Below are 25,280 nucleotides of genomic sequence, written 5' to 3' on the forward strand. Positions count from 1 at the left end.
GCCTGTGACGTGTTTGGCCGTGATCAAATCTTGCCTCGCAGCAGAAACAACACCAACGCGATCAGGCAGGCCGTCGCCTGAATCCCGCCCAGCGTCGTGATCGGCGCGAAGCTCAAGACCGAGGCCAGCCAGGTGGCCAGCGCAGCCGCCCCCATCGAAAGAAAACCCAGCAGCGCGGAGGCTATCCCGGCTTCCTTGCCGAAAGGGCCCATGGCGATGGCCGTGCCCAGCGGATTGGCCAGGCCCATGCCCCAAAGGAACGTGACCATCGAAAGGGCATACCACCACAGCCCAGGCTCGGCCGGACCCACGAGAAGCAGGCCGCCTCCAATCATGGCGCAGGTTATGCCCAGCAGCGTGACGATCCGGGCGCCAAGATGATGGGCCAGTCGCGGCGCCGCCATACCGGCCGCGAACACCACAAATACCGTCGAGGCGAAGTACAAACCGGTCTGCACCGATGTCAGGCCGAAGCCTTGCATCAGGATCGCGGGCGCCGCCGCGAACGAGGCGAACAGGCCGCTCAGCAGCAGGCCCATGGACAGGGCAGGGAGGATGAAGCGCTTATCCACTGCCAGTCGGCAATAGGCGAGCACCACGCTCTTGGCCGAGTGGGGGGCGCGGCGATCGGCGGGGTGGGTTTCCCCAAGGTCGCGCACGTAGAAAAACGCCAGAGCAACGGCGGCCAGTCCCACCAGGATGAAGATGGCACGCCAGCCGAGCGTGACGGCCAGGACACTGCCGGCCAGCGGCGAAAAGCCCGGTGCCGCGGCGGTGGCGATCATCGTCAGCGACAGGGCGCGGGCGAGTGTCTCGCCTTCGAACAGATCCCGTGCGATGGCCCGCGACAGCACGGAGGCCGCGCACACGCCCAGCGCCTGTACGACGCGGCCGGCGATCAACACATCGAGCGTGCTGGCAAAGCCGGCGATGACAGTACCAACGACGAACACCGACAGCCCGCCCAGCACCAGCTTCTGGCGCCCGTAGCGGTCGGCCAATGGCCCGACCACCAACTGGCCCAAGGCGAACGCGATGAAGAAGCTGGACAGCGTCAGGCCGAGTTCGCGAGCCGTCACGCCCAGGTCCTCACCGATCACCGCAAACGCCGGGAGGATGATGTTGGTCGAGAGCATGCTGATCGCTGCCAGGCCTGCAAGCAGCGCGACAATCTTTCCGGTCAACGGTTGGCTGGAGGCGTGGGGTTGCGTACTGGCAATCGCCAATGAAGTTCGGGCTTCCATACGTCATTTCCTGCGCGTGTGATTGACGTGGACAAAACGTTGATGCCAAACGCTCCGACTCCAGTTCGCGAACCCGTTGTCGTCGAGTTGATATCCACATGATGATCGTAATATTTTGGCTAAATATGATGATCGTCATCTCTGTCGTCAAGCTAAATATCGGGAATACGCAGGTGGGACCGATGAGGGACAATGGGGGCCAATGCATTGACCCCCTCGCCAGCTTCATGGCGATGCATCGAACCGCCGGTTATTTGTAATGTTGCTCGAACGCAGCCAACTGCTCAGGCTTGATCAACTGGAAGGGTACCCAGACGTCCGTTTCCACTGGCTCGCCCTTGATCATCTTGAGGGCTGCCTGTACCGCGCTGGTCGCCTGGGCCTTGGGGTCCTGGAACACCGAGGCGACCAGCATCCCGCGCTTGATCGCCGCCAGGCCGTCCGGCAAGCCGTCGATGCCGACAATCGCAACCTCGCCCTTGGCCTTGCCGGCCTGCTGCAAGGCCATGGCGGCGCCGATGGCCATCTCGTCGTTGTTGGCGACGATGGCATCGAAACGACTCCCGGCCAATAACCAGTTGCTGGTCAGGTCCATTCCTTTGTTGCGCTGCCACTCGGCACTTTGCTGTTCGACGATCTTGATCCCGGGATAATCCTTGAGCACCTGTTTGACGCCTTCGGTGCGGTCGTGGGTAGCGTTTTGCGCCAGGTCACCCATGATGATCGCCAGGTTGCCCTTGCCGCCGAGTTTTTCGGCCAGGTAGCGCATCTGTAGCTGTCCGGCCTCGATGTCATTGGACGCCACGGTGACGACGCCTTTGGGCAAGGTGCGCTCGTCCGGGTGACGGTTGACGTAGACCAGCGGCGTCTTCGCGTCGACCGCGGCGCGGGTGATGTTGGCGGTGGCGGAGGTGTCCACCGGCAGGACAATGACCGCATCGACTTGCTGGTTGATGAACCCCTGGACTTGATTGAGTTGGCGCACCACATCGCCTTGGGCGTCCTCGAACTGGATCTGCACGTTTTCCTTTTTTGCGGCCTCGTCCAGGCCGTTACGTACGTAGGTCATGAAGTTGTCGTCGACCCTGGCGATGCTGACGCCGATGCGATAGTCGGCGGCGGCCCATTGGCTGAAGAGCGACAGCAGGGTGGCGAAAAGCAGTGTGCAACGACGCATGATGGTTGTCCTTTTGTTGTTATGAGTTGAAACGTCACCAGGAGATGAAAATCTGCCGCGTGTTGAGTTCGTCGCGGGCTTTATCCATCCAGCGTGAAGGCCTGCTTGAAACGCTCGAGCGCGACCTCGCTGTCACCGCTGGCCCAGCCTTCCAGGCCGACGACACCGCTGTATCCCATGCCGAACAAGGCCCTGGCAATGGCGGGATAGTGGATCTCGCCGGTGCCGGGTTCCCTGCGCCCCGGGACGTCGGCGACCTGGATTTCACCGATGGCGCTGCCGGCGCGCTGGATCAGTTCGATCAGGTTTCCTTCGCCGATCTGGGCGTGATACAGGTCCAGGTTCATCTTCAGGTGCGGGCTGCCCACGGCCTCGATCAACGCCAAGGTATCGTCAGCGCGAGCGAAAGGCGTGCCCGGATGGTCGACTTCAGTGTTGAGGTTTTCCAGCAGGAACACCCGGCCCGCGTCTTCCCCCAAGCGGGCGATTTTTTCCAGTGTCTTGCAGGCGCTCAACCACATGCGGCCGGTGGTCTGGGCCACGGGTTTGACCGGCAAGCCTTGATCACCCAGGCCGGTGCCGTGCAGGTTCAGGCTTGGGCAACCCAAATGAGCGGCGACGGCCAGGGATTCCTGGGCGCTGTCGAGCAGTTGCCGGATATCGTCGGGGTCGGTCAGGTTGCCCGACAGGTAGCCGGTCATGGAGGTGAAGTCTGCGCCGGTCGCCGCGAGGGCTTGGATGTCTTTGGTCGCCCAGTTCCAGATCTCGACGCTGAAGCCCAGCGCGTGGATGCGTTTGACCCGTTCGGTAAAGGGCAGGTCGAGGAAGACCATCTCGGCGCTGATCGCCAGTTTGAACGGTATGAAACTCATGAAAGCGCTCCTTGCACGCGCACCGTTTTACCCTGTTGGAAGGACTCGATACAGGCGCGGGCAATGGCCAGCGCCGCCCGGGCATCCTCACCACTGGCCAGCGGTTTATCGCCGCTGCGCACACAGCTGACGAAGTGGTTGAGCTCGGCGACATAGGCATCACGCAGCAAGTCGGTGTCCATGCGCTGGGTGTCGGCCTGGACTCCATTGGCCAGGTACCGCAGCAGGTCGGAGTCGTTGACGTTGCCCATGGTCAGCATGCCGGCGCTGCCGAACACTTCGCCGCGGACATCGTAGCCATACACGGCCTGGAAGTTGGCCTCGGCCGTGGCGATGGCGCCATTGTCGAAACGAATCGTGACCACCGCGGTGTCGAGAAAACCTTTGTCCTTGTAGGCGGGGGCGATCAGGGCGTCGGCCATCACAAAGACTTCAACCGCCTCGGCGCCCGGATTCAGGTAGCGCAGGGTGTCGAAATCGTGGATCAGGGTTTCCAGGAAAATCACCCATTGCGGTGACGCGGCCGGGTTGTTCAGCGCCGGGTCGCGGGTCAGCGAGCGTAGCAGTTGTGGCGTACCGATCCGACCGGCCACGACGTCCAGATGAGCGGTGCGGAAACTTCTGGCAAAGCGCCGGTTGAAACCGACTTGTAGCGTCACTTGTGCATCTGCAGCGGCGGCGATGGCGCGGTCCGCTTCGTCCAGGGTGACGGCCATCGGTTTTTCACAGAACACGCTTTTGCCGGCCCGGGCCGCACTGATCACCAGTTCGGCATGGCTGCGCGCCGGGGCGGCAATCAGCACGGCGTCGATGTCTGGGTCATCCAGCAACTGCTGGGGATCGGTGTAGACCTTCTGCACCTCCAGTTCTGTCGCCAGGCGCGCGGCTTGGCCGGGGGTTGGGTCGGCGATGGCGGCGAGGCATGCGCCGGGGATGTGCCGGGCGGCGGTCAGGCCGTGAAAACTGCCCATGCGGCCGGCGCCGATGAGACCCAGGCGGAGGGTCTTGGATGTGCTCATGAATATGACTCCCTTTATTGTTTTTACGACTCGGCGGCAAGAATGTCCTCGTCTGTTCAGGCAGGGAGCAAGTGCTATGCCAATAATTAACCTATTGATATTTAATGGTTTTTGTTTGAGGTAATGTTCATTTGGATGACATGTCTATACTGACATGTTGAAAATATGAACATGGGCCGGACAATGGATCAGCAACCCGTAGCATTGAGCGCCGAAGACCGCGATTACCTCACCGCGCTTGGCCCGGCGTCGTTGAACGATGGGCCGGGCACGGCGCTGGAGGAGGCCTGGCGAGCGTGCTGGGAAGGGCAGACCGAGCGCCCTGTCGGGATCCGCCGGGTGATTTGGGAGTCCTGGTTGCGCAGCGTCACTGCCGGTCTCGATCCGCAAGACGGTGAGTACCGTTTTGTCGCGCCCGCCGACTTGACCGCGACGCTGGCCGCCAATCGGCTGCTGATCGCCGCAGCGGCGCAAGTCATGCACGGCTTGCTTGCCTATAACCCCAGGGGCCATATCAACCTGACCGATGCCGAAGGCACCACGTTGTACTTCTGCGGCCTGGACCTCACACCCATTGGCAGCCGACTGTTGGAGTCGGTGCAGGGCACCAATTGCACCGGGTTGGCAATTGTCGAAGACCGCTTGGTGTATGTGCTGGCCGAAGAGAATTTCGGGCTTGGCCTGCGCCAGCGCCGCATGCATTGCACCGCCGCACCCATCCGCGATGCCCGGGGCCGGACCCTGGGTATGTTGACCTTGACGGCCGAGCCAGGCTGGTTTCATTTTCATACGCTGGGCACCGTCCAGGCCGCGGCTGAAGCTGTCTCCAGGCAGATGACCCTGCAGGCCTTGCTGGAAGAACAACAGACCGTGCTTGAAGTGCTCAACGAGGGTTTGGTGGTATTGGATGAGCGCGGCTGCATCAAGGCCCTCAACCATTATGCCCGGCAGTTGTTCCGCGTCGGCCATGACTTGCTCGGCAGTCCGTTCAAGCGCCTGGGGCAGAGCGAATTGACCGATGCGGTGTTGCTCGGAGGCGGGGAAGGCGTGCGGGACCTGGACTGCACCTTTGAACTGCACGATCGCAGCCATCTGGCTTGCCTGGTGTCGGTCTGCCCGCTGGCGCAAGGCGGGCGGATCGTTTCGTTGCGCGAGAACCGGCGCATCCGGGAAATCACCCGGCGGATCATTGGTACCCAGGCCAGCTACACCTTCGAAACCATCCTGGGCCGCTCGCGGGCGATTGAGGATGCAATGCACTTGGCGCGGATTGCCAGTCGCAGTGATTCGACCACGCTGATCCTCGGCGAGAGCGGCACGGGCAAGGAGCTGTTCGCCCAGGCCATCCATAACGCCAGCGACCGTTGTGGCGGTCCGTTCGTGGCGGTCAATTGCGGCGCGATTCCCCGAGACCTGGTGCAAAGCGAGCTGTTCGGTCATGTCGAAGGCGCTTTCACCGGGTCGGCTCGCGGTGGGTCGGCCGGCAAGTTCGAACTGGCCGATGGCGGGACGATCTTCCTCGACGAAATCGGTGACATGTCCTTCGATGCGCAGGTCAGCTTGCTGCGTGTCCTGCAGGAGGGCGAGGTGACACGGGTGGGGGCGAAAAAATCGCTGCGGGTCAATGTTCGTATCATCGCCGCCACCCACCGCAACTTGAGCCAGGCGGTGGTCGAGGGCGCCTTTCGCGAGGATCTTTACTACCGGCTCAACGTGCTGAACCTGACGGTGCCGCCATTGCGGATGCGTCGCGAGGATGTGCCGTTGCTGGCGCGGCATTTTCTCGCCCGTTGTGCCCGGTCGCTGCGCAAGACGATGCAGGACCTTTCGCCCGCGGCGCTGGAGTTGCTTGGCGCTTATCACTGGCCGGGCAATGTTCGTGAATTGGAAAACGTGATTGAACGGGCGACCAACCTGGCGATGACCGAACTGATCCAACCGGGCGATCTTGCGCTGGAAATCAGACAGCGAGGGCGGCCATCGGCGTGGGGCGGCGCGCCCGAGCCGCGGACGGCTCCGGACCTGGGCACCCATGAAATGAACGCAATCATCGCCGCCCTCAAGGATACGCGCGGAAACATCCGCCTCGCCGCGCAGCGATTGAACGTGTCGCGCGGTGGCTTGTACAACAAGATGAATCGATTCGGACTCAAGATCGAAACGTTCCGTTCGGGCCTGGATTGACCTGTCATGACGGGGTGAATACCGATTTGAACGGACGGGAAACGGGTGGGGTCTACGCTGTTCAAGGGTCGTGACAGGAACCTATCCGATGCATCCAATGAACATTCAACCTTTGCTCGAAGAATTGCTTCTGGCCCGGGGCCCCGGCGGGCAGGAAGATGAAGTCCGGCAAATATGCCTCCGGCAGCTGGGCAAGCACTGCGATGAGGTCTTTGTCGATGAGGCCGGCAACATCAGAGGCCTGATCAAGGCGGCGGTTGAAGCTTCGCAAACACAGCCCATCCGGGTCATGGCTCACCTCGATGAAATTGCCATGATCGTAAAAAAAGTGAGGCCCGACGGTAACCTGGAAGTCGTGGCGCTGGGCGGGGCACAGCCCATCAGCTTCGGTGTCTGTCCGGTAGACATACTCGGCGATAGCCAGTGCCTGCCCGGCGTACTGTCTTATGGTTCCATGCACAACACCGGTGGCTCCGCCCAAGGGCGGGATGTGCTGTCAGGGGCGGTGCAGTGGAGCGACGTCCATGTCATCACCCGCTGCTCCCAGGAAGAACTGACCTTCGCCGGTGTCCGGCCCGGTGTGCGCGTGGTGCTCAGCCGACACTGGCGTCGGCCGTTCCAAGTGAAAGATACAGTGGCCGCCCACTTCCTCGATGACCGGGCGCCCTTGGCAGCAGTGATCACCGCCGCGCAGCAGTTGAAAAACAAAAGGCATGCACTCAAGCAAGACGTCTGGTTCATCTGCACGACACTTGAGGAAGAGTCCAACGCCGGTGCGCTCTATGCCGCTGCCCGCGTACCGGGCGACACCACCATCGCGGTCGAGGTGGGCCCGGTGCTGGAGGAATACGGAACGGTTCTATCGGCAGACCCGATTATCAACACCGGGGATCAGAAGGGTTACTACACCCGCTCTGTCGTGGACGCCCTGGTCAAGGCTGCACAGCGCTCGGGGTATCAGCCACAAGTTGCGCTCCTGGTCGATTTTTCCTCCGACGCGAGCGCCATCATGAGTGCGGGTGTGGCCGCGCGGGTAGGTTGCATCGCCATTCCGACGGAAAACACCCATGGCTTTGAAATGGTGCTCCATGAGGGGATCGTTGCGTGTGCGGCGACGCTCACCGAGTACTTGCTCTGTCCCTTGGGGTGAATACGCACTGTCTGCCAGCGGACAGTTGATCAACAAGGGTGTCCGCATACAGGCATTTCCATTGATCGGATGCAAACCTAACTCTTTGTAAGTAAACGAATTAATACTTGGCACGAATCGTGTTGATAGAGCAGTGAGAGGCACCGGGAAAGGGTGCCGAGCCTATCGAGCAGGAGTCCCCATGCCCCGTGAAATTCGTTTCAATGCCTTCGAGATGAATTGTGTCGGTCACCAGTCGCCCGGTCTCTGGAGGCATCCCAAGGACCGCGCCTGGCAGTACAAGGACCTGGATTACTGGACCGACCTGGCCAAGCTGCTGGAACGCGGCAAGTTCGACGGTATTTTCATTGCCGATGTGATCGGTATCTACGATGTGCTCGGTGGCAATGGCGATGCCGCCATCCGCCAGGCGACCCAGGTGCCGGTCAACGATCCGTTGGCGTTGATCACGCCGATGGCCCTGGTGACCGAACACCTGGGCTTCGGCCTCACGGCCTCGTTGACCTTCGAGCACCCTTATCCCTTCGCCCGTCGCCTGTCCACGCTGGACCATCTGACCAAGGGGCGCATCGGGTGGAACATCGTCACTTCTTACCTCGACAGCGGCGCGCGTAACCTCGGGCAGAAGGCGCTGAGCGATCACGATGCGCGCTATGACTACGCCGACGAATACCTGGAGGTGCTCTACAAGTTGCTCGAAGGCAGTTGGGAGGAAGGCGCGGTGGTGCGCGACCGTGAGCGCGGCATTTTCAGCGACCCGAGCAAGGTCCACGAGATCCGTCACCAGGGCAAGCACTTCCAGGTGCCGGGCATCCACCTCTGCGAGCCGTCGCCGCAGCGCACGCCAGTGCTCTATCAAGCGGGGGCGTCGAGTCGTGGCAAGGACTTCGCCGCCGGGCATGCGGAATGCGTGTTCGTAGCGGCACCGTCCAAGGTGATCCTGAAAAAGACCGTGGCCGATATACGCCGGCGTGCTGCCGAAGCCGGGCGCGATCCGCGCAAGGTGCTGATCTTCAACCTGCAGACGGTGATCGTCGACGAGACCGACGCCAAGGCGCAGGCCAAATGGCGAGAGCTGAAATCCTACAGCAGTTATGAGGGCGCGCTGGCGCTGATCTCCGGCTGGACCGGCATCGACTTCGGTCAGTACCAGCCCGACCAAGTACTCAAGCACATCCATACCAACGCCATCCAATCGGCCGTGGAAACGTTCTCTACTGCCGATCCGAACAAGCAGTGGACCGTCCAGGAGTTGGCCGATTGGGTCGGCATCGGCGGCTTCGGCCCATTGATTGTCGGCAGCGCGCAAACCGTGGCCGATGAGTTGCAGGCGTGGGTCGAGGACACCGATGTGGACGGCTTCAACCTGGCTTACGCCCTGGCTCATGAAACCTTTCGCGATGTAGTAGAGCTGCTGGTGCCCGAGTTGCAACAGCGCGGTGTGTACAAGACCGAATACCGCCCCGGCACCCTGCGCGACAAACTGTTCGGCGACGGCCCGCGACTGCCCGCCAGCCACCCGGGCGCCGGCTATCGGGACTTGAATCACCTGGCCCGGCGCACCCGCCTCGCTGAGCCGGCCTTGGTTGGCGAGGAGTAAGCCCATGAGTGTCTACGAACTCAATTCGCCGCTGCCCGACAGCGTGACCGACAGCGCCCTGGCAGCCTTGCACCGCTGGGCCAGGGAACGACCGACGCAGATCGCCCTGCGCCATCGGCGCCTCGGCCTCTGGAAGGCCTGGCGCTGGATCGATGTGCAACGCGAGGTCGAGCGTGTCTGCGATGGTTTGCGCCAGCAGGGCTTTGCCCCCGGTGCGCGGCTGGCGCTCAGTGGTGCCTTCGAGCCGAGCCTGCTGATCCTGGCATTGGCCGCGCGCCAACTGGGCGGGCACAGCGTGGTGATCGACCGCGACAGCCGTGGTGAGGATCTACAGCGCCAGTTACGCCTGGTCCGTCCGGCGTTCGCCTTTGTCCAGCGCCGCGAAAGCGTGTCGCACTGGCTGCAGTGCGGCCTGGACGAGGCGTGGCCATTGCAGCTTTATTCGGCCCAGGTCAACGCGGCGAGTCGCGGCCTGTGGCAGGTGCAGTCGCTGTCGGTGCTGTTCGTCACCGAGGCGCCGACCGCCCAGCGCCAGGGCTGGGCCCAGGTCGCCGGGGACGCGGTGGTGTGGGTCGATGAGGGCACCGAATGGCGCGATGGACTAACCCATGTGTTCAGCCGCTGGTTGGAGGGCGGCGAAGGACTGGCGTTTCCGGAAACCTGCGAGTCAGCCAGCCGCGATCGCTGCGAGATCGCCCCGACCGCCTTGCTGTTGTCCGCTGCGCGAGTCGAATCGCTGGCGGCGGAAATCGAAGCGCGCCTGCCACTGCCGGGCAGTTGGCGACGACACTTGTGCGAATGGACCCTGGATGATCCGCGACGTGGCCTGCGACGCTGGCTCAAGGCGCGGGTACGGCACCTGCTCGGCTTCCAGCGGTTGCGCCGGATCGAGGTGCCGAGCGCACCCGCGGACGCCGTGCTGCAAGGCCCAGCGTGGTTGCAGCAGTACCTGGAGCGCGCGGCATGAGTGCGCTGCTGGAGGTGCGCAACAAGGTCGGCGACGGCTCGCCGGCCGAGGTCCAGGCCAATCCCGATGTGATCGCTGCCTACCTGGGGACGCCTCGCCCATGAATTTCTTTCTGGAAACCCTGATCGGCGGGTTGCTGGCCGGCACTCTGTATTCGCTGGTCGCCATCGGTTTCGTGCTGATCTACAAGGCCAGCGGCGTGTTCAATTTTGCCCAGGGCACCATGCTGTTGTTCGCTGCGCTGACCTTCGTCAGCTTGCGCGAGCAGGGCCTGTCCTTTGCCCTGGCGCTGCTCCTGACGGTGTTGGTGATGATCGTCGGCGCGCTGCTGATCGAGCGCCTGGTGTTGCGGCCGTTGGTCAACCGCTCGCAGATTACCCTGTTCATGGCCACGCTCGGCCTGTCGTTCATCATCGAAGGCCTGGCCCAAGGGTTGATGGGCGCCCAGGTGCGGGCGCTGGACCTGGGCATCGAGGACGTGCCGCTGTTCGTCGGCGAGATCATGATCAGCCAGTTCGACCTGATCGCCGCCGGGGTGTCGGCGCTGACGGTGGCGGTGCTGGCCTTGCTGTTCAACAAGACCCGTATCGGTGTCGCCCTGCGCGCCGTGGCCGACGATACCCGTGCGGCGCTGTCGCTGGGCATCAACCTCAACCGCATCTGGCAGATCGTCTGGGCCGTGGCCGGGGTGGTCGGGCTGGTCGCGGGGCTGCTCTGGGGCGCGCGCCAGGGTGTGCAGTTCTCGCTCTCGCTGGTGGTCCTCAAGGCGCTGCCGGTACTGATCATCGGAGGCTTCACCTCGATTGGCGGGGCCATCGTCGGCGGGCTGATCGTCGGCGCCGCCGAGAACCTCGCCGAGGCGTACATCGGCCCGCTGATCGGCGGAGGCATCACGCCCTGGTTCGCCTATTTCCTTGCCTTGATCTTCCTCTACATCCGTCCGTCCGGCCTGTTCGGCGACCGGATCATTGAACGGGTATGACGCCATGACCGCTACTGTTCCGCGCCTGTCTGCCAGCTTCGACGAAGCGCCCCTGACCCTGGTGCGCCGACGCTGGCGACCGGGCCTGCTGCTGTTGCTGCTGGTGGCTTTTGTCGGGCTGCCGTGGCTGGGCAACGACTATTGGCTCAACGCGATCCTGATTCCTTTCCTGGTGTTGTCCCTGGCCGGCCTGGGGCTGAACCTGCTGACCGGCTATACCGGCCAGACGTCGGTCGGTGCCGCCGGCTTCATGGCGGTGGGCGCGTTCGCCACTTACGGCCTGCTGCTGCGCGTGCCTGGCCTGCCGCTGCCACTGGCGCTGATCGGCGGTGGGGTGATCGCCGGGTTGGTCGGACTGCTGTTTGGCATCCCCAGTTCGCGGATCAAGGGCTTCTACCTGATGGTCACCACGCTGGCCGCGCAGTTCTTCCTGGAGTGGGTGTTCGCCAAGTTCCCCTGGTTCTACAACTACGCCTCGTCCGGCACCATCAGCGCGCCGCGCCTGGAGCTGTTCGGCCATAACCTGGGTACCCCGGTCGGTCGCTACCTGTTGACCCTCAGTTGCGTGGTGCTGTTGACCTGGGTGGCGGTCAACCTGGTGCGCAGCCAGGTCGGCCGCAACTGGATGGCGATCCGCGACATGGATACCGCAGCCGCAGTGATTGGGATTGCCGTCGAGCGCGACAAGCGCATGGCCTTCGCCGTGAGTTCGTTCTACCTGGGCATCGCCGGGGCGCTCTGGGCGTTCGCCTACCTGGGGACAGCCAGTGCTGGCAGCTTCGACATCAACCGCTCGTTCCAGATTCTGTTCATCATCATTATCGGCGGCATGGGCAGCATCGCCGGCAGCTTCATCGGTGCGGCTTTCATCAGCCTTGTGCCGATCCTGCTCAGCCATGCCGGGCAATGGCTGTTCAACGGCAACGTCGACGCCGGGCAACTGCAGAACCTGCAGAAGGTGCTCTTCGGCGGCTTGATCATCTGGTTCCTGATCAAGGAACCGGAAGGTCTGGCACGCCTGCTCGGCGACCTGCGCGAACGCATCAGGGTCTGGCCGCTGCGGTTCTGAGCGCCGACCCACCACCCAACGAACCTTGACCCGACCCAGGGAAAGGAGGTTTCCAACCCCCGGCCGCCATGACGCGGCCAGGCACTCAAACCGAGAAAACCATCATGCATGCAACCCTCAAACGTCGCCTCGCCGCCATCGGCCTGGCGCTTGGCGCCTGTGCGGCGCTGGTACCGACTGTCCAGGCGGCCAACGAGCAGTTCTTCCCCTTGGCCACCTACCGGGTCGGTGCCTATGCCTCCAGCGGCATTCCGGTGTGGGCCGGAATGATCGACTACCTGCGCTACATCAACGAGGTGGAAGGCGGTATCAACGGCGTCAAGCTGGTCTGGCAGGAGTGCGAGACCGAGTGGACGGCGGAGAAGGGCATCGAATGCTACGAGCGCTTCAAGAACGGTCTCAATGGTGCGCCGGTGGCGGTCTATCAACCCAATGGCGCGCCGGCCGCCTATGCCCTCGCGGACAAGGCCGAAGCCGACAGGATCCCCTTGATCACCCTCGGCTATGGCCGTACCGAAGCCACCGACGGCAGGGTGTTTCCCTACAACTTCCCGGCCATGCTGACGTTCTACAGCGAGGCCTCGGCGTTCATCAACTACGTGGCCGAGCGCGAGGGCGGGCTGGACAAGCTCAAGGGCAAGAAGATCGCCACCGTCTACCACGACTCCGCCTATGGTCGGGAGACCCAGGGGCCGCTGGCGTTGCTGGCGCAGAAGTACGGCTTCGAGAACATCCAGATCGCGGTGGCCGACCCGGGTAACGAACAGGCCGGGCAGTGGCGCCAGGTGCGGCAACTCAAGCCGGACTGGGTGTTCCTGCGGACCTGGGGCGTGTCCACGCCGGTGGCGATCAAGACCGCGGCGCGTTTTGGCTATCCGGTGGAGCGCATCGTCGGCGACATCTGGGCCAGCTCCAACGAAGACGTGCTGCCGGCCGGCGAGGCGGGCAAGGGGTACCTGGCGTTGACCCCCTATCCGGGCGGCGCCGACTTCGACATCCACCAGCGCATTCGCCAGCACATCCTCGATACCGGCAAGAGCGACCTCAAGGACCCGAAGAGTTTTGGCAGCGTCTACTACAACTCCGGCCTGGTGAATGCTGCCATCGCCGTCGAAGCGATCCGCACCGCGCAGCAGCATTTCGGCAATCGTCCGCTCAACGGTGAGGAGGGTCGCTGGGGCCTGGAGCACCTCGACCTCAACGATGCGCGTCTCAAGGAAATCGGTTTTCTTGGGTTGATGCAGCCGCTGCGGCTGTCCTGCAGCGACCATGAGGGCGGTGGGGCGGCCAAGGTGCAGCAATGGGACGGCCAGCGGTGGAACCTGATCACCGACTGGGTCCAGGCCGACCGCGCCACGTTGCGCCCATTGATCGACGCCAAGGCTGCCGAGTACGCGAAAGAGAAGGGCGTGACTGCCCGCGATTGCGCGGCGCAGTAGCCATGTACAGCGACACACGACCGGGTGCGACTGCGCCCGAGGAGCAAGAAACCATGACCTTTGCGACCCTTGCCGGTACCGAAAGCAGTGAGTGGCTGGCGGTGCAAGACATCGAAGTGATCTACGACGGCGCGATCCTCGCCGTGGCCGGGGTTTCCCTGCGGGTCGGCCAAGGCGATATCGTCGCCCTGCTCGGCGCCAATGGAGCGGGCAAGAGCACCACGCTCAAGGCCATTTCCGGGCTGGTCCAGGCTGATCGGGCGCAGGTCAGCCGTGGACGGATTGTCTTTCAGGGACAGGACACCGCCGGCGTTGCGGCCAATCTGCTGGCGCGCCAGGGCATCGTCCATGTGCTGGAGGGGCGGCATGTGTTCGCCCACCTGACCGTCGAGGATAACTTGCGCAGCGGCGGTTTCCTGCGCAAGCCGACGCGCCGTGAGCTGGAGCAGGATCTGGAACGCATCTACGCCTGGTTCCCACGGCTGAAGACCAAGCGCAAGACTCAGGCCGGACTGACCTCGGGCGGCGAGCAGCAGATGCTGGCCATCGGCCGCGCACTGATGACCCAGCCTCGACTGGTGTTGCTCGACGAGCCCTCGATGGGGTTGGCGCCGATGCTGGTCGAAGAGATTTTCGCCATCGTCGCGCAGCTCAATGCCGAGGAAGGCATGAGCTTTCTGGTGGCCGAGCAGAACATCAATGTCGCCCTGCGCCATGTCAGCTATGCCTACATTCTGGAGAACGGTCGGGTGGTGAGCGAGGGCGATGCGACGGAACTGGCGGCGCGGGAGGACCTTCAGCATTTCTACCTGGGTGGCAAGGCTCGCTGAGGGAGGCGCGACGCAACTGTTCGCTGGGCAACAGTTCATCGACAGTTTGCCGCTCCCGGGGCTTTCAAGCGTACCCGGGCATCTCTTCAATGTATTGAATATAAAGCCTTTTTAATGTTGGTACGGGCTGTGCTTTAGCGCTGGATGAACCCGTTATGCATGGAGTAGCACATGACCGACTCACCGTCTTTCGATTTGCCTGGGCAGGCCCATCCGGCGCCGCGCAGTCCGGCCCATATCATCCGCAGCGACGCCGAGGCCATTGAGGTGGCGCAGCGTCTGGCTGAGGATTTCGCCCGCGAGGCGGCCTTGCGCGACCGCGAGCGGCGGCTGCCCTGGGCGGAACTGGAGCGCTTTTCCGCCAGCGGGCTGTGGGCGATCCGCGTGCCGAAGGCGTACGGTGGCGCCGAGGTGTCCTATGCCACCCTCAGCGAAGTGATCGCGATCATTTCCGCGGCCGATTCGTCCCTTGGTCAGCTGCCGCAAAACCATTTCGGCGTGCTCAGCAACCTCAGCTTGACCGGTAGCGAGGAGCAGAAGCGCCGTTACTACGCCAAGGTGTTGCAGGGCTATCGTTTCGGCAATGCCTTTTCCGAAGCGCGCAGCCAGTACGTCACTACCTTCCAGACGCAGATCCGCTTCGACGGTGACACGGCTGTACTCAACGGCGAGAAGGCCTACTGCACCGGTGCGCTGTTCGCCCACATCGTGCCGGTTGCCGGCGTGGATGAGGAAGGGCACGTCCATATCGCCCTCGTCCCACGGGATGCGGCGGGCCTGACAGTGATCGACAGTTGGGACGGTTTCGGCCAGCGCATCACCGCCAGCGGCCAGGTGCGCATCGACGGTGTACGGGTGCCGGCGAGCGACGTAGTGCCAGCCTGGAAAGCCTATGACCAACCCACCTCCGACGGCCCGATTTCGCAAATCATCCAGGCTGCGGTGGACACCGGCATTGCCCGTGGCGCCTTCGCCGAGACCTTGCGCGTCGCCCGCCAGGCGCGCCCATGGGTGGACAGCGGGCTGCAACACGGTTGGCAGGACCCGCTGGGCCAAGCGCTGATCGGTGAGTTGGCCTGGCGCCTGCAAGCGGCCGAAGCCATTCTGCGTCGCGCGGCGCACGCGGTCGACCGCGCTGTCGCCGAACCCAGCGAGGAACGGGTGGCTGAAACCTCGGTGATCGTCGGCCAGGCCAAGGTGCTGTCCACTGAGATTTCCCTGGAGGCTTCCAGCCGTCTGTTGGAGTTGGGCGGCACCCGTAGCGTCTCGGCCAGTCAAGGACTGGACCGGTTCTGGCGCAATGCGCGGACCCACACCCTGCACGACCCGGTGCGCTGGAAATATCACTTGGTCGGCAATCAACTGCTCAACGACATCAAGCCGCAACGTCACTCCTGGAACTGAGGTATCGCCCATGTCCAACTTACATTCCCAAGGCCGTAGCGACTTGGCTCATGCCCGTCATGTCGAGGCGGCGCTGCTCGACTTTCTGCGTGCCCAGAGTGCTCGGCATGAAGCCCTGGTGATCGCCGCCATCGGCGAATTGCGCATCCGTATCGACGCGGCCGATGCCTTGCTGGCATACGCCGACGACTCCCAGTCGGCCGCCATCGCATTTCGCCTGGCCGCCGCCGAGGCCGCGCGCCTGGCCGGCCATGTCTATTTCGAGCTGGCCGGTCGCAGCCTGCCGCGGCCCTTGCCCGACAGCCCCGAACCGGCCTTGCTGACCCAGCGTCGGCTGCTTGGGGATCATTACCTCAACGGTGCTGCGTTGGCCGACGGGCAAGGGGATGGTTTGGCCAGGTGAAGGTATAGGTTCGGTATCCGATGAAATGCTGTTCACTTGAGGCTTGAGGCTTGAGGCTTGAGGCTTGAGGCTTGAGGTACGAGCCATTGTGGATGAGCCCTTGTGGCGAGGGAGCTTGCTCCCGCTGGGCTGCGCAGCAGCCCCAATGCGGACATCGAGGACGCCAGATTGATTGGGCCAACTGGAGCCGGGGGGCGCTTCGCACCCCGGCGGGAGCAAGCTCCCTCGCCACGGGTTCATCTGCTGTCTTGAGTGAGTGGCCATGTTCTTCTGCCCGGCGCGAACGCTGTGGGAGCGAGCTTGCTCGCGATAGCGGTGGGTCGGTCAATGCGGCTGTGAATGTCAGTCCGTCATCGCGAGCAAGCTCGCTCCCACAAGGGCGCCGCGATGCCCCTGTTATTGATTTGCGCCCACAAGGGCGCAGAGCCGGGACAAGCCTACAGCCGCCCTAGGCGGCTGGTCGACGCATCGCCAGAATGGCCGCACCGAAGCCGATGAAGGTCGAGCCGACGAGCCGGCTGATCCACACGGAGAATTCGGGCCGTTTCAGCACGCCTTTGGCCTGGGCCGCAATGGCCGCATACAGGCTCAAGGACACCAGCGACAAGCCGGCGAATATCGACGTCAGAATCAGGAACTGCGGCAGCAGCGCGGCGCTCTGGTCGATGAACTGCGGGAACAGGGCGGTGAAGAACATCGTTGCCTTTGGGTTGGTAATGGCCGTCAGGAACGCCGACTTGTACAGCTTTGAACGCGATGGCTTGCCGGTCGTGCCATCCGTTTGCACATCTTGCGCGAGTATCGGGCTCTTCTTGAATAGCTGTTTGGCGCCCAGGTAGAACAGATAACCCGCCCCCAGGATTTTCACGGCGTTGAACAGCCATTCGGAGCTGGCGAGCAACGCGCCCAGCCCCAGCATCGCGGCGGCCGACAGGCAGAACAGCCCGCTGGCGTTGCCCACCGACGACCACACCGCGTAGCGCGGGCCGTAGGCCAGGCTGTTATTGATCGCCATCAAGGTGGCAGGACCCGGACTGGCGATGGCGATGGCCGCGACCAGGGTAAAGGCGAGAATCGAGTGCAGTTCCATTGTTCACATTCGCGGCTGATTGACAGGGTGAGCATCCTACAGGAGAACCTGGTGTTGCCGCTTTTGTCTTCCAACATGCGCCTCTAGGTCGTCCGCCATCATGCTACAGTCCAGCCTTTCAAGGAGAGCGAGCGTCATGCGGATCGTAATAATGACTTTGATCATGGCGCTGCTGGCAGGCTGTGCGACGGCCAACGAAACCTTTGGCATGGGGCAACTCTGCGGCCGCCAGCCTTACTGTGGTGCGGCCACCGATATCGAGATCATCAAGGGCTCGACGAACGACAACGACGTTTACTCACGTGCGCTGGCACCGTTTGCAATCATTGACCTGCCTTTCAGTATCGTCGCCGATACGCTGATCCTGCCCTATACGATTTTTCATATGAGGCCTGCCGAGGAGTAATGGATCCCCGGGTCCTCCAAATCAGTTGTTCTCAAGTGAACAAGGTGATCGCGCCTGTCAGCAGCGACAACCCGGTCATTGCAAGCGAGAGCAACACCGCCCATTTGATCGTGCTCTTCTGGAAGTCTCCGAGGTCTCGATCGATCATGCCCACCAGCAACAAGGTCGATGCCACCAACGGGCTGATTTGATGCACCGGTTGGCCCAGCACGGAGGCACGGGCGATTTCCATGGGGCTGATGCCGTAAGCCGCCGCGGCATTGGCGAGGATCGGGACGACACCGAAATAATAAGCATCGTTGGACAGCAAAAATGTCAGCGGCATGCTCGTGATCGCCACCACCAGTGGGAACAGATGCCCCCAGGAAGGGGGGATGGTCTGGACCAGCAGCTGGGCAATCGCATCGACCATCTTCGTACCGGAGAAGATGCCCGCAAACACCCCCGCTGCGAACACCAGCAGTACCACGACCATGGCATTGCCGGCATGGGCGAGCATCCGCTCTTTCTGCAAGTCCAGGCGTGGGTAATTCATGATCAGGGCGACGATGAAGCCCAGCAGGAAACTGATCACTGAATTCAGCAGCCCGGTCACCAGGCAGACCATCACCGCCAGTACCAGGATCAGGTTGGGCACCACCTGCTTCGGTCTTTTATGCTCGCCGTGGCCGATGATGGAATCGATGTAGCAGTCATCGCCACCACTGGACAACGTCATGACGCCGATTCGCCGACGCTCGCGCCGTCCCAACACAAACGCGACGTAAAGCACACCGGCCGCGCCGAGCGCCATGGTCGGCAGCAGTGGAATGAAAAACTCGGCGGCATCCAGTCCGAGCACTGCGATAACGCGGGTCGCCGGTCCTCCCCAAGGGGTCATGCCGCCCATCACGCTCAATGACAGCACGCAGATGCTGGCGAGAATCATGGGGTTCATCTGAATGCGTTTATACAAGGGCAGCATCGCTGCGCAAGTGATCATGTAGGTCGTTGTGCCGTCGCCGTCCAGTGCCGTGGTCAACGACAGAATGGCCGTGCCGATCGCAATCCTCACCGGATTGCCGTTCACCGCCTTCAGGATCATCTTGATCATCGGATCGAACAATCCGGCGTCGAATAACACACCGAAGAACAGGATCGCGAACAGCAACAACGCTGCCGACGGCGCGACCATCTTGATGCCGTCGATCATCATCTTGTCAGTGGTCAGCGCAAAACCGGCAATGATCGAAAAGATCACCGGCACGACGATCAACGCAACAATGGGCGAAAGCCGCTTTGCCATGATCAGGTAGGTAAATACCACGACCATTGATAAGCCGAGAAATGCCAACATGTCAGATACTCTTGTTTTTATTGGGGGGTGTCGCTTGCCAGTGGACGCGAAGGGTCAGGGGGCGACCGTGGCGCCCGTGATGCCGTGATGCTGGAGTGCCTCAGCAACGAAGCCGCTGGCCTTGGCCTGCTCGACAAATTGTCGCAATCGTTCAGCGGCTTCCCGGCCATAGGCCTGGGGAACGCCCATGGCCTGGCGGATCTCCATGAAACGCCCTGGCAACAGGCGCAGGCCGGGGAAGCGCTGGGCGTCGAATACCAACTGTTGCTTGACACCCGCCGCCACGGCGGCACCCTCGGCCAGAAAGGTCTCGACGACGGTTGGCGAGGTCGGTGAACGAATGATCGTGGCGTGCTTCAGTGCGCGCGTCAGGTGCAGGTCGTACGCACTGCCTTTGCCCACCACCAGTTCGATACCGGGCTGATCCACCTGGTCGATGTCTTGCAAAGGCGAATCGTCCCTGACCAGGTAGCAGCCTTCGATCAGTACATACGGTACGGTAAAGGCCAGTTGTTCGGCGCGAACCGGGTCAATGGCGAAAAAACCGACGTCGGCCCGGCCTTCGGAAACCGCCGCCACAGATTCACCCGCGCTTTTGAAGACCCGCAGTTCAAGGGGTATATCGAGTTCCGCAGCGAAGGCGGTCGCCAGGTCGACGGATACCCCCCGCGCATGACCTGCTTCATCCAGGCCGGCGAGAATCGGATTGCCCACGTTGATTGACGCCCGAAGTACGCCGGTGGGTGCGAAAGTGGCAGCGATTAATGTGTTCAATGGGCTCATATCGATCCCCTCAGGCTACGCGGCTGGCGTACAGGTCGAGCAGCCGCTGGGTGGTCGCGTCAACCGGTACACCTTCACGCATATGGCGGTGCATTTTCTTCAGTTCGATTTCCCCCGGGACGATGACGGGCGAGGTGGGCTCGACGGCGGGGCTTTGGTGCAGGATCGAGGCGAAGTCGGTCATCCGGCCTTGCAGCCAGTCAGGGGAGCCCAGGCGTGCGGTATCGATCAGGATAAAGAAATGCCCCAGGTTCTGTGGCTGATCCGGCGCATCGACCCAGGATTTCACGTGGGTCAGATAGGCAGCATTCGAAAGCAGGCCGGCCAGCAGATCCACCACCAGTGCAAGCCCGTAACCCTTGTGACCGCCGATCGGCAGCAGGAAACCGTCCAGCGCCGCTCGGGGATCCGTGGTGGGTTTGCCGTTGGCATCCGTTGCCCAGTTATCCGGAATGGGTTCCTGGCGTGTGAGTGCATTGCGGATCTTGGCGCGTGCGACCACGCTCATGGCCATGTCCAGCATGAAGTGATTGCCATCCGGGTTCGGCACGCCGAACCCCAGGGGGCTATTGCCCAGGCGGGCGTCACTGCCGCCCGATGGCGCGATGGTGGTGGTCGCGTTGCTGCCGATGATGCTGGCGAAACCCTGCTCGGCCGCGATGTAGGAATACGGGGAAACAGGTCCGAAGTGATTGCTGCCCCGCGCCAGGACCAAGCCGATACCGAACTGTCTGGCCATCTTCATCCCGGCCTCCAGGGCCGCCATGCCCACCAAGGGGCCGACGGCATTACGCCCATCGATCCGTGCGATGGCAGGGGCGAGCGTTTCCATTGCAGGCTCGGCCGAGGCACTGATACCGCCGCATTCAAGCCGCTCGCCATAGGATTCGATGCGACTCAAGCCATGGGTGGTCAAGCCGAACAAGTCGGCCAGTACCAGTACCGTGGAGACCTGTTCGGCCGCCGTATGGCTCAATCCCAATCCCTGGAAGGCAAGCCGCCCAAGTTGGCGTAGATCATCAACCGCGACAGCAGAATGTTCGTTGTTGTCATTCATGAAGATAGGCTCGTTCCGACTCGAATCCACGCACGCTGAACGGCGCAGTTCCGCTTGTTTATGAGGTGGGTGTGAGCGTCGTTGTGGCGACGAGTTGACAGGGTGAGGGGTGACGATTAAAAAGAGAAATGCAAATAAAAGTGCGATCTATGAGGAAAACGCATGAATTTCGATCTCTCGGATCTTCGCGGTTTTCTCGCGGTGGCCGACTTGGGGAGCTTCAGCGCTGCGGCTCAGGCGTTGCACCTGTCGCAGTCGGCGCTCTCTCGTCGAGTCGATAAGCTGGAGCTGGCATTGGGTGTACAGCTGTTCGAACGCACCACGCGACGGGTTGAGCTTTCCACCATCGGCCGTGGTTTTCTGCCCCGTGCGAGAAACGTCCTGAACGAACTTGAGAGTGCGCTGATCGGCTTTCACGAACTGGCCTACAGGCTTTCCGGCGAGGTCACCATTGCCTGCGTACCCTCGGCGGTGGCGTATTTCCTCCCGGATGTGATTCGGCAATACCACGCCAAATACCCGGGCATACGGGTTCGAGTGATCGATGAATCGTCCTCCGCGATCTTGACTGTCGTGGCCCGGGGCGAGGCAGATTTTGGCTTGACCTACATCGGCACGCAGGATGCCGACGTGGTTTTCCAGCCATTGCTGGAGGAGGCCTTCGTCGTTGCACTTCAGGTCGGTCATCCGCTGACCGAGCGTGCGTCGCTGACTTGGGATGACCTGACCGGCGTTGACTACATCAGTCTGGCGCAAGGCAGCGGCAATCGTTTCCTGATCGACCAGGCCCTCGCCAACCGCGATGTTCGTCCCCGATCGTTTTGCGAAGTGAAACACGTGCCTGCCCTCGTCAGCCTGGTTGAGGCGGGGCTGGGGGTCGGTGTGGTGCCCAAGTTGGCGATGCCAGCCAACGGCCATGCGACCTTAGTCACTCGGCCACTCACCGACCCCTCGATCAGCAGGACCCTGGGGTTGATATCGCGGCGTGGGCGGGCACTGCCTCCTGTCGCACGACTGTTGTTCGACTCGCTGGTGGCGATTGGAAAGTAGTGCCCTGCGCTGTTCAAACCCCGGCGACGGCCTCGCGAACGAAGGCTTCATAGGTGCGCAACGGGCGCCCGAGGATCGCCTGCAGCCGTTCCACGGTTCCCTCGGCCGCTTGCATGCCAAGCGTCTGGATACCGGACATCATCAAGCGCATGTCATAAGCCAGCCAGGCGGGGCCGTACGTGGCCAATTGTGCTTCGAAGGCGGCCACGTCGTCACCGCCATAAGCGATCTCTCGACCCAGCGCGGCACTCCAGATATTCGCCACGGCGGCACCGGTCAGTGCGTGCGGGCCAACCAGTTCCAGGGTCACCCGATCCAGGGCCGAAGAGGCCCTGTCGCGGCGCAGCAACTCGGCAGCGGCGATGTCGGCAATGTCGCGGGCATCGATCATGGAGACACCTGCCGAGCCGATCGGCATCGGGTACACCGAGTAGTTCTGAATCGTCTGCTGGACCATCGATTCGTTTTGCATGAAGTAAGCCGGACGCAGGATGGTCGCCGGGATGTCGAGGCTTTCGATCATGCGCTCGACCGTGTGCTTGCCGGTGAAGTGCGGCACCTGGGTGAATTTGTCGGCATGGATCACCGACAGGTAGACGATGCGCTCGATGCCGGCTTCGCGAGCGAGGTTCAAGGTGATGAGGGCTTGCGTCACCTCGTCGGGCGTCACGGCATTGAGCAGGAACAGCGTCCGCACCGATACCAGTGCGTTGCGCAGCGAAGGGACGTCGGTGAGGTCGGCAACGACTTCGGTAACGCCCGCCGGGAAAGTCCCCTTGCCCGGCTGGCGCACGAGGGCCTTGACGTCGGCACCTGCGCTGGCGAGGCGTTGAATGATCAGTGAACCGATGGTGCCCGTGGCGCCGGTAACGAGAATGCTCATTTTGAATCTCCTGCCAAAAGGTGGGGAAGTCAGAAAAGTCCGCTACGACCTTGTCGGTCCGTTGCGATGGACAAACGATATTGTGTTGCAGGATTAAAGCGAAGACGCCAGGATGTAGACACTCCGTTGCAAAAGTGGAACACCATGAACCTGAACGCGCTGATCGATTTCACCCTCGTTGCCGCGAACGAGGGGTTGGGCAAGGCCAGCCGTGCCAGCGGAATATCCAAGGCCACCTTGTCGCGTCGTATCGCTGACCTTGAGGAACAATTGGGTGTCCGGCTGATCGAGCGCAGCGCCCGCGGCCTGAAGCTCACCGAGGCCGGCGCGCTGTTGATGGCCCGGGCCGAAGGGCCATTGGCCGAGGTGGCGGAAGCCATGGCGGCGGCGAAGGAGGGCGTATCGACGCCGCGCGGACGCTTGCGTGTCGCTGCCCCGGTCCTGTTCTCGCAGCTTGCGATGGGACGCATAGGCGCCGAGTTTTGCGCGGTCTATCCTGACGTCACGATCGAGGTCATTGCCGAGGATCGTGTGGTCGATCTCGTCGAGGAACAATTTGATGTCGCCATCCGGATCAACCCCAGCTCGGACAGCAGCTTGGTCGGCCGCTGCTTCGCCAAGGACCGACTGGTGGTCGTGGCCGCGCCTGATCTGCCGATGCCTGCCCCCGGCGCCATTCGCTCAGTCCCCGGTATCGTGGTGTCCAGTTTCGAGCCCACCCATTGGACACTTGATGACGGCCTGGTCCTGGAGCCGATCCCCAGGCTGCGGTTCTCTTCGTTCCTGATGATCCGCGATGCGGCCGTCGCCGGGGGCGGGGCAGCCCTTATCCCGCAGTCAATGGCCTGGACCCAGTTGGCCAGTGGCGAGTTGGTCCAGTGGGGCACGGTCACGGGGAAAGAAGCCGAGCTCTGGGTCTTGCATACGTCCAGGCGGCTTGCTGCGCCAAAGGTGCGGGCCTTTGTCGATTTCATGTGTGCCAGGTACCCGGACCTGTCCCTGACACTGAACGGATAGCGGCCCTCTGCAACGGCAGGAAGTGGGCGCTGGGCCGGGGAATCGGCGGCAGCCTCGCAGAAGTGCAGCTAAGCTCACGGCCATTGAGGGGACAGAAATAAGTCCCTCCTAGGGATGCCCAAATCTCTGGCAAGGGAGCCGCGAGCCATGAGTGCCGAACAGAGCCATTATCCCCACGCCACCATTCTGGTGGTCGACGACACGCCTGATAATTTGATGTTGATGACGGATCTGCTCAAGGATCGCTATCGGGTCAAGGCCGCGAACAGTGGCGAGAAAGCCCTGCGGGTGCTGCAGGGTGATTCGCTACCGGACCTGATCCTGCTGGATGTGATGATGCCCGGGCTGTCCGGCCATGAGGTGGCGGACCAGCTCAAGCATGATCCGCGTACCTGCGAGATTCCGATCATCTTCCTCACCGCCCTGGCGGCGATCGAGGACGAGATCCGAGGCTTGGAACTGGGCGCGGTCGACTACATCACCAAGCCAATCAGTCCCCCATTGGTCTTGGCGCGGGTGGATACCCAGCTCAAGCTCAAGGCGGCGGCGGACTTCCTGCGTGATCAGAACGACTACCTGGAGAAGGAGGTGGCGCGGCGTACCCGCGAGGTCATGGCCATCCAGGACGTAACCATCCAGGCCATGGCCTCACTGGCAGAAACTCGCGATAACGAGACCGGCAACCATATCCGACGGACCCAGCACTACGTGAAGGTGCTGGCCGAACGGTTGCGCGACCATCCTCGCTTCAGGCATTTCCTCAACGACGAAACGATCCGTCTGTTGTTCAAGTCGGCGCCGTTGCACGACATCGGCAAGATCGGCATTCCGGACCATATCCTCCTCAAGCCGGGGCGCTTCACCGCAGAGGAGTTCGAGATCATGAAGACCCATACCACGTTGGGGCGCGATGCCATCCAGCGCGCAGAGGATCAGCTCGGCGTCCAAGTGGATTTCCTCTGCCTGGCCAAGGAGATCGCCTATAGCCACCAGGAGAAATGGGACGGCAGCGGATATCCCCAAGCGTTGGCAGGCGATGAAATTCCCATCAGTGCCCGGTTGATGGCGGTGGCGGATGTCTATGACGCCCTGATCAGTCGACGAGTGTACAAATTGGGCATGCCTCATGAAGAGGCTGTCGAGATCATTCGGCAGGGGCGCGGCTCGCATTTCGATCCGGATATTTGCGACACCTTCCTGGCGAATGTCGAACAGTTTCAGGCGATTGCGCAGCGTTTCGCCGACAGCGATCAGGACATGGCCAAACAGGTGGCCGCTCTGGAGCGTATCGCCCAGAAACCTTGAGCGAACGACTGCG

23 protein-coding genes and 1 pseudogene are annotated in these 25,280 nt (G+C 62.5%); 15 read left to right on the forward strand and 9 right to left on the reverse strand.

Annotated features, from left to right (window positions below):
- Window positions 1-23: 23 nt before the first annotated feature.
- The 4 genes from AD659_RS13235 to AD659_RS13250 form a co-directional block, all read right to left on the reverse strand.
- Window positions 24-1,244, reverse strand: a complete 1,221-nt coding sequence (locus tag AD659_RS13235; protein ID WP_053121864.1) for a multidrug effflux MFS transporter — start codon at window positions 1,242-1,244, stop codon at window positions 24-26.
- Between the two features lie 250 nt (window positions 1,245-1,494).
- Window positions 1,495-2,421 (reverse strand): sugar ABC transporter substrate-binding protein, encoded by a 927-nt coding sequence (locus AD659_RS13240; protein WP_053121867.1) that lies wholly within the window; start codon window positions 2,419-2,421, stop codon window positions 1,495-1,497.
- A gap of 80 nt (window positions 2,422-2,501) precedes the next feature.
- Complete coding sequence (locus AD659_RS13245; protein ID WP_053121869.1) at window positions 2,502-3,293, reverse strand: TIM barrel protein; 792 nt, start codon at window positions 3,291-3,293, stop codon at window positions 2,502-2,504.
- Window positions 3,290-4,312: a Gfo/Idh/MocA family oxidoreductase gene (locus AD659_RS13250; protein ID WP_053121871.1), complete on the reverse strand. Its 1,023-nt coding sequence runs from the start codon at window positions 4,310-4,312 to the stop codon at window positions 3,290-3,292. The genes AD659_RS13245 and AD659_RS13250 overlap by 4 nt, the downstream gene beginning before the upstream one ends.
- Before the next feature lie 183 nt (window positions 4,313-4,495).
- Here AD659_RS13250 and AD659_RS13255 point away from each other — a divergent pair, with 183 nt between their 5' ends.
- The 11 genes and pseudogenes from AD659_RS13255 (at window position 4,496) to AD659_RS13300 (ending at window position 16,340) form a co-directional block, all read left to right on the forward strand.
- Complete coding sequence (locus AD659_RS13255; protein ID WP_053121873.1) at window positions 4,496-6,496, forward strand: sigma-54 interaction domain-containing protein; 2,001 nt, start codon at window positions 4,496-4,498, stop codon at window positions 6,494-6,496.
- A gap of 97 nt (window positions 6,497-6,593) precedes the next feature.
- Entirely contained in the window at window positions 6,594-7,646 is a 1,053-nt protein-coding gene (locus AD659_RS13260) for a M20/M25/M40 family metallo-hydrolase (protein ID WP_173667196.1), read from the forward strand.
- A 181-nt stretch (window positions 7,647-7,827) separates the two neighbouring features.
- Window positions 7,828-9,246 (forward strand): LLM class flavin-dependent oxidoreductase, encoded by a 1,419-nt coding sequence (locus tag AD659_RS13265; RefSeq protein WP_053121877.1) that lies wholly within the window; start codon window positions 7,828-7,830, stop codon window positions 9,244-9,246.
- A 4-nt stretch (window positions 9,247-9,250) separates the two neighbouring features.
- Window positions 9,251-10,213: an AMP-binding protein gene (locus tag AD659_RS13270; protein WP_053121879.1), complete on the forward strand. Its 963-nt coding sequence runs from the start codon at window positions 9,251-9,253 to the stop codon at window positions 10,211-10,213.
- Window positions 10,214-10,230: 17 nt separating this feature from the next.
- Window positions 10,231-10,317 (forward strand): annotated as a pseudogene (locus tag AD659_RS29260) (ABC transporter ATP-binding protein C-terminal domain-containing protein); the annotation flags it as partial.
- Entirely contained in the window at window positions 10,314-11,195 is an 882-nt protein-coding gene (locus AD659_RS13275; RefSeq protein WP_053121881.1) for a branched-chain amino acid ABC transporter permease, read from the forward strand. The pseudogene AD659_RS29260 and the gene AD659_RS13275, both read left to right, overlap by 4 nt.
- Window positions 11,196-11,199: 4 nt before the next feature.
- Window positions 11,200-12,264, forward strand: a complete 1,065-nt coding sequence (locus AD659_RS13280; protein ID WP_053121883.1) for a branched-chain amino acid ABC transporter permease — start codon at window positions 11,200-11,202, stop codon at window positions 12,262-12,264.
- Window positions 12,265-12,368: 104 nt separating this feature from the next.
- Window positions 12,369-13,703: an ABC transporter substrate-binding protein gene (locus AD659_RS13285; protein WP_053122503.1), complete on the forward strand. Its 1,335-nt coding sequence runs from the start codon at window positions 12,369-12,371 to the stop codon at window positions 13,701-13,703.
- Window positions 13,704-13,756: 53 nt separating this feature from the next.
- On the forward strand, window positions 13,757-14,533 hold the full coding sequence (locus AD659_RS13290; protein WP_053121886.1) for an ABC transporter ATP-binding protein: 777 nt from the start codon (window positions 13,757-13,759) through the stop codon (window positions 14,531-14,533).
- Window positions 14,534-14,704: 171 nt separating this feature from the next.
- Entirely contained in the window at window positions 14,705-15,937 is a 1,233-nt protein-coding gene (locus AD659_RS13295; RefSeq protein WP_053121888.1) for an SfnB family sulfur acquisition oxidoreductase, read from the forward strand.
- A 10-nt stretch (window positions 15,938-15,947) separates the two neighbouring features.
- Complete coding sequence (locus AD659_RS13300) at window positions 15,948-16,340, forward strand: hypothetical protein (protein ID WP_053121890.1); 393 nt, start codon at window positions 15,948-15,950, stop codon at window positions 16,338-16,340.
- Window positions 16,341-16,788: 448 nt separating this feature from the next.
- On the opposite strand, the gene AD659_RS13305 is transcribed toward AD659_RS13300, so the two are convergent.
- Window positions 16,789-17,430 (reverse strand): LysE family translocator, encoded by a 642-nt coding sequence (locus AD659_RS13305; RefSeq protein ID WP_053121892.1) that lies wholly within the window; start codon window positions 17,428-17,430, stop codon window positions 16,789-16,791.
- A gap of 151 nt (window positions 17,431-17,581) precedes the next feature.
- On the opposite strand from AD659_RS13305, the gene AD659_RS13310 reads away from it, so the two are divergent.
- Window positions 17,582-17,836: a YceK/YidQ family lipoprotein gene (locus AD659_RS13310; RefSeq protein WP_231987714.1), complete on the forward strand. Its 255-nt coding sequence runs from the start codon at window positions 17,582-17,584 to the stop codon at window positions 17,834-17,836.
- A gap of 31 nt (window positions 17,837-17,867) precedes the next feature.
- Here the strand turns inward: AD659_RS13310 and AD659_RS13315 are convergent, their stop codons facing one another.
- The 3 genes from AD659_RS13315 to AD659_RS13325 are packed head-to-tail and all read right to left on the reverse strand — an operon-like array spanning window position 17,868 to window position 21,012.
- Entirely contained in the window at window positions 17,868-19,172 is a 1,305-nt protein-coding gene (locus AD659_RS13315) for a CitMHS family transporter (RefSeq protein ID WP_053121895.1), read from the reverse strand.
- A 54-nt stretch (window positions 19,173-19,226) separates the two neighbouring features.
- Window positions 19,227-19,955 (reverse strand): transporter substrate-binding domain-containing protein, encoded by a 729-nt coding sequence (locus tag AD659_RS13320; RefSeq protein ID WP_053121898.1) that lies wholly within the window; start codon window positions 19,953-19,955, stop codon window positions 19,227-19,229.
- Window positions 19,956-19,965: 10 nt separating this feature from the next.
- Window positions 19,966-21,012 (reverse strand): Ldh family oxidoreductase, encoded by a 1,047-nt coding sequence (locus AD659_RS13325; RefSeq protein WP_053121900.1) that lies wholly within the window; start codon window positions 21,010-21,012, stop codon window positions 19,966-19,968.
- A gap of 162 nt (window positions 21,013-21,174) precedes the next feature.
- On the opposite strand from AD659_RS13325, the gene AD659_RS13330 reads away from it, so the two are divergent.
- Entirely contained in the window at window positions 21,175-22,062 is an 888-nt protein-coding gene (locus AD659_RS13330; RefSeq protein WP_053121902.1) for a LysR family transcriptional regulator, read from the forward strand.
- 13 nt (window positions 22,063-22,075) lie between these two features.
- On the opposite strand, the gene AD659_RS13335 is transcribed toward AD659_RS13330, so the two are convergent.
- Window positions 22,076-22,945 (reverse strand): NmrA family NAD(P)-binding protein, encoded by an 870-nt coding sequence (locus tag AD659_RS13335; protein ID WP_053121903.1) that lies wholly within the window; start codon window positions 22,943-22,945, stop codon window positions 22,076-22,078.
- A 144-nt stretch (window positions 22,946-23,089) separates the two neighbouring features.
- Here AD659_RS13335 and AD659_RS13340 point away from each other — a divergent pair, with 144 nt between their 5' ends.
- Together AD659_RS13340 and AD659_RS13345 are read left to right on the forward strand one after the other, a co-directional pair.
- Window positions 23,090-23,962 (forward strand): LysR family transcriptional regulator, encoded by an 873-nt coding sequence (locus AD659_RS13340; protein WP_053121905.1) that lies wholly within the window; start codon window positions 23,090-23,092, stop codon window positions 23,960-23,962.
- A 147-nt stretch (window positions 23,963-24,109) separates the two neighbouring features.
- A complete protein-coding gene (locus AD659_RS13345; protein ID WP_053121907.1) occupies window positions 24,110-25,267 on the forward strand; it encodes a response regulator in 1,158 nt (385 codons plus the stop codon).
- The last annotated feature ends 13 nt before the right edge of the window (window positions 25,268-25,280 follow it).

The sequence above is a fragment of the Pseudomonas thivervalensis genome, assembly GCF_001269655.1.
GTDB classification, from domain to species: Bacteria; Pseudomonadota; Gammaproteobacteria; order Pseudomonadales; family Pseudomonadaceae; genus Aquipseudomonas; species Aquipseudomonas thivervalensis.

Coding starts and splice junctions, on each gene's coding strand:
- AD659_RS13305 (WP_053121892.1), bottom strand. CDS start 17,430: ATGGAACTGCACTCGATTCTCGCCTTTACCCTGGTCGCGGCCATCGCC.
- AD659_RS13300 (WP_053121890.1), top strand. CDS start 15,948: ATGTCCAACTTACATTCCCAAGGCCGTAGCGACTTGGCTCATGCCCGT.
- AD659_RS13345 (WP_053121907.1), top strand. CDS start 24,110: ATGAGTGCCGAACAGAGCCATTATCCCCACGCCACCATTCTGGTGGTC.
- AD659_RS13255 (WP_053121873.1), top strand. CDS start 4,496: ATGGATCAGCAACCCGTAGCATTGAGCGCCGAAGACCGCGATTACCTC.
- AD659_RS13320 (WP_053121898.1), bottom strand. CDS start 19,955: ATGAGCCCATTGAACACATTAATCGCTGCCACTTTCGCACCCACCGGC.
- AD659_RS13310 (WP_231987714.1), top strand. CDS start 17,582: ATGACTTTGATCATGGCGCTGCTGGCAGGCTGTGCGACGGCCAACGAA.
- AD659_RS13275 (WP_053121881.1), top strand. CDS start 10,314: ATGAATTTCTTTCTGGAAACCCTGATCGGCGGGTTGCTGGCCGGCACT.
- AD659_RS13270 (WP_053121879.1), top strand. CDS start 9,251: ATGAGTGTCTACGAACTCAATTCGCCGCTGCCCGACAGCGTGACCGAC.
- AD659_RS13240 (WP_053121867.1), bottom strand. CDS start 2,421: ATGCGTCGTTGCACACTGCTTTTCGCCACCCTGCTGTCGCTCTTCAGC.
- AD659_RS13250 (WP_053121871.1), bottom strand. CDS start 4,312: ATGAGCACATCCAAGACCCTCCGCCTGGGTCTCATCGGCGCCGGCCGC.
- AD659_RS13330 (WP_053121902.1), top strand. CDS start 21,175: ATGAATTTCGATCTCTCGGATCTTCGCGGTTTTCTCGCGGTGGCCGAC.
- AD659_RS13290 (WP_053121886.1), top strand. CDS start 13,757: ATGACCTTTGCGACCCTTGCCGGTACCGAAAGCAGTGAGTGGCTGGCG.
- AD659_RS13295 (WP_053121888.1), top strand. CDS start 14,705: ATGACCGACTCACCGTCTTTCGATTTGCCTGGGCAGGCCCATCCGGCG.
- AD659_RS13260 (WP_173667196.1), top strand. CDS start 6,594: ATGAACATTCAACCTTTGCTCGAAGAATTGCTTCTGGCCCGGGGCCCC.
- AD659_RS13265 (WP_053121877.1), top strand. CDS start 7,828: ATGCCCCGTGAAATTCGTTTCAATGCCTTCGAGATGAATTGTGTCGGT.
- AD659_RS13280 (WP_053121883.1), top strand. CDS start 11,200: ATGACCGCTACTGTTCCGCGCCTGTCTGCCAGCTTCGACGAAGCGCCC.
- AD659_RS13325 (WP_053121900.1), bottom strand. CDS start 21,012: ATGAATGACAACAACGAACATTCTGCTGTCGCGGTTGATGATCTACGC.
- AD659_RS13285 (WP_053122503.1), top strand. CDS start 12,369: ATGCATGCAACCCTCAAACGTCGCCTCGCCGCCATCGGCCTGGCGCTT.
- AD659_RS13245 (WP_053121869.1), bottom strand. CDS start 3,293: ATGAGTTTCATACCGTTCAAACTGGCGATCAGCGCCGAGATGGTCTTC.
- AD659_RS13315 (WP_053121895.1), bottom strand. CDS start 19,172: ATGTTGGCATTTCTCGGCTTATCAATGGTCGTGGTATTTACCTACCTG.
- AD659_RS13335 (WP_053121903.1), bottom strand. CDS start 22,945: ATGAGCATTCTCGTTACCGGCGCCACGGGCACCATCGGTTCACTGATC.
- AD659_RS13235 (WP_053121864.1), bottom strand. CDS start 1,244: ATGGAAGCCCGAACTTCATTGGCGATTGCCAGTACGCAACCCCACGCC.
- AD659_RS13340 (WP_053121905.1), top strand. CDS start 23,090: ATGAACCTGAACGCGCTGATCGATTTCACCCTCGTTGCCGCGAACGAG.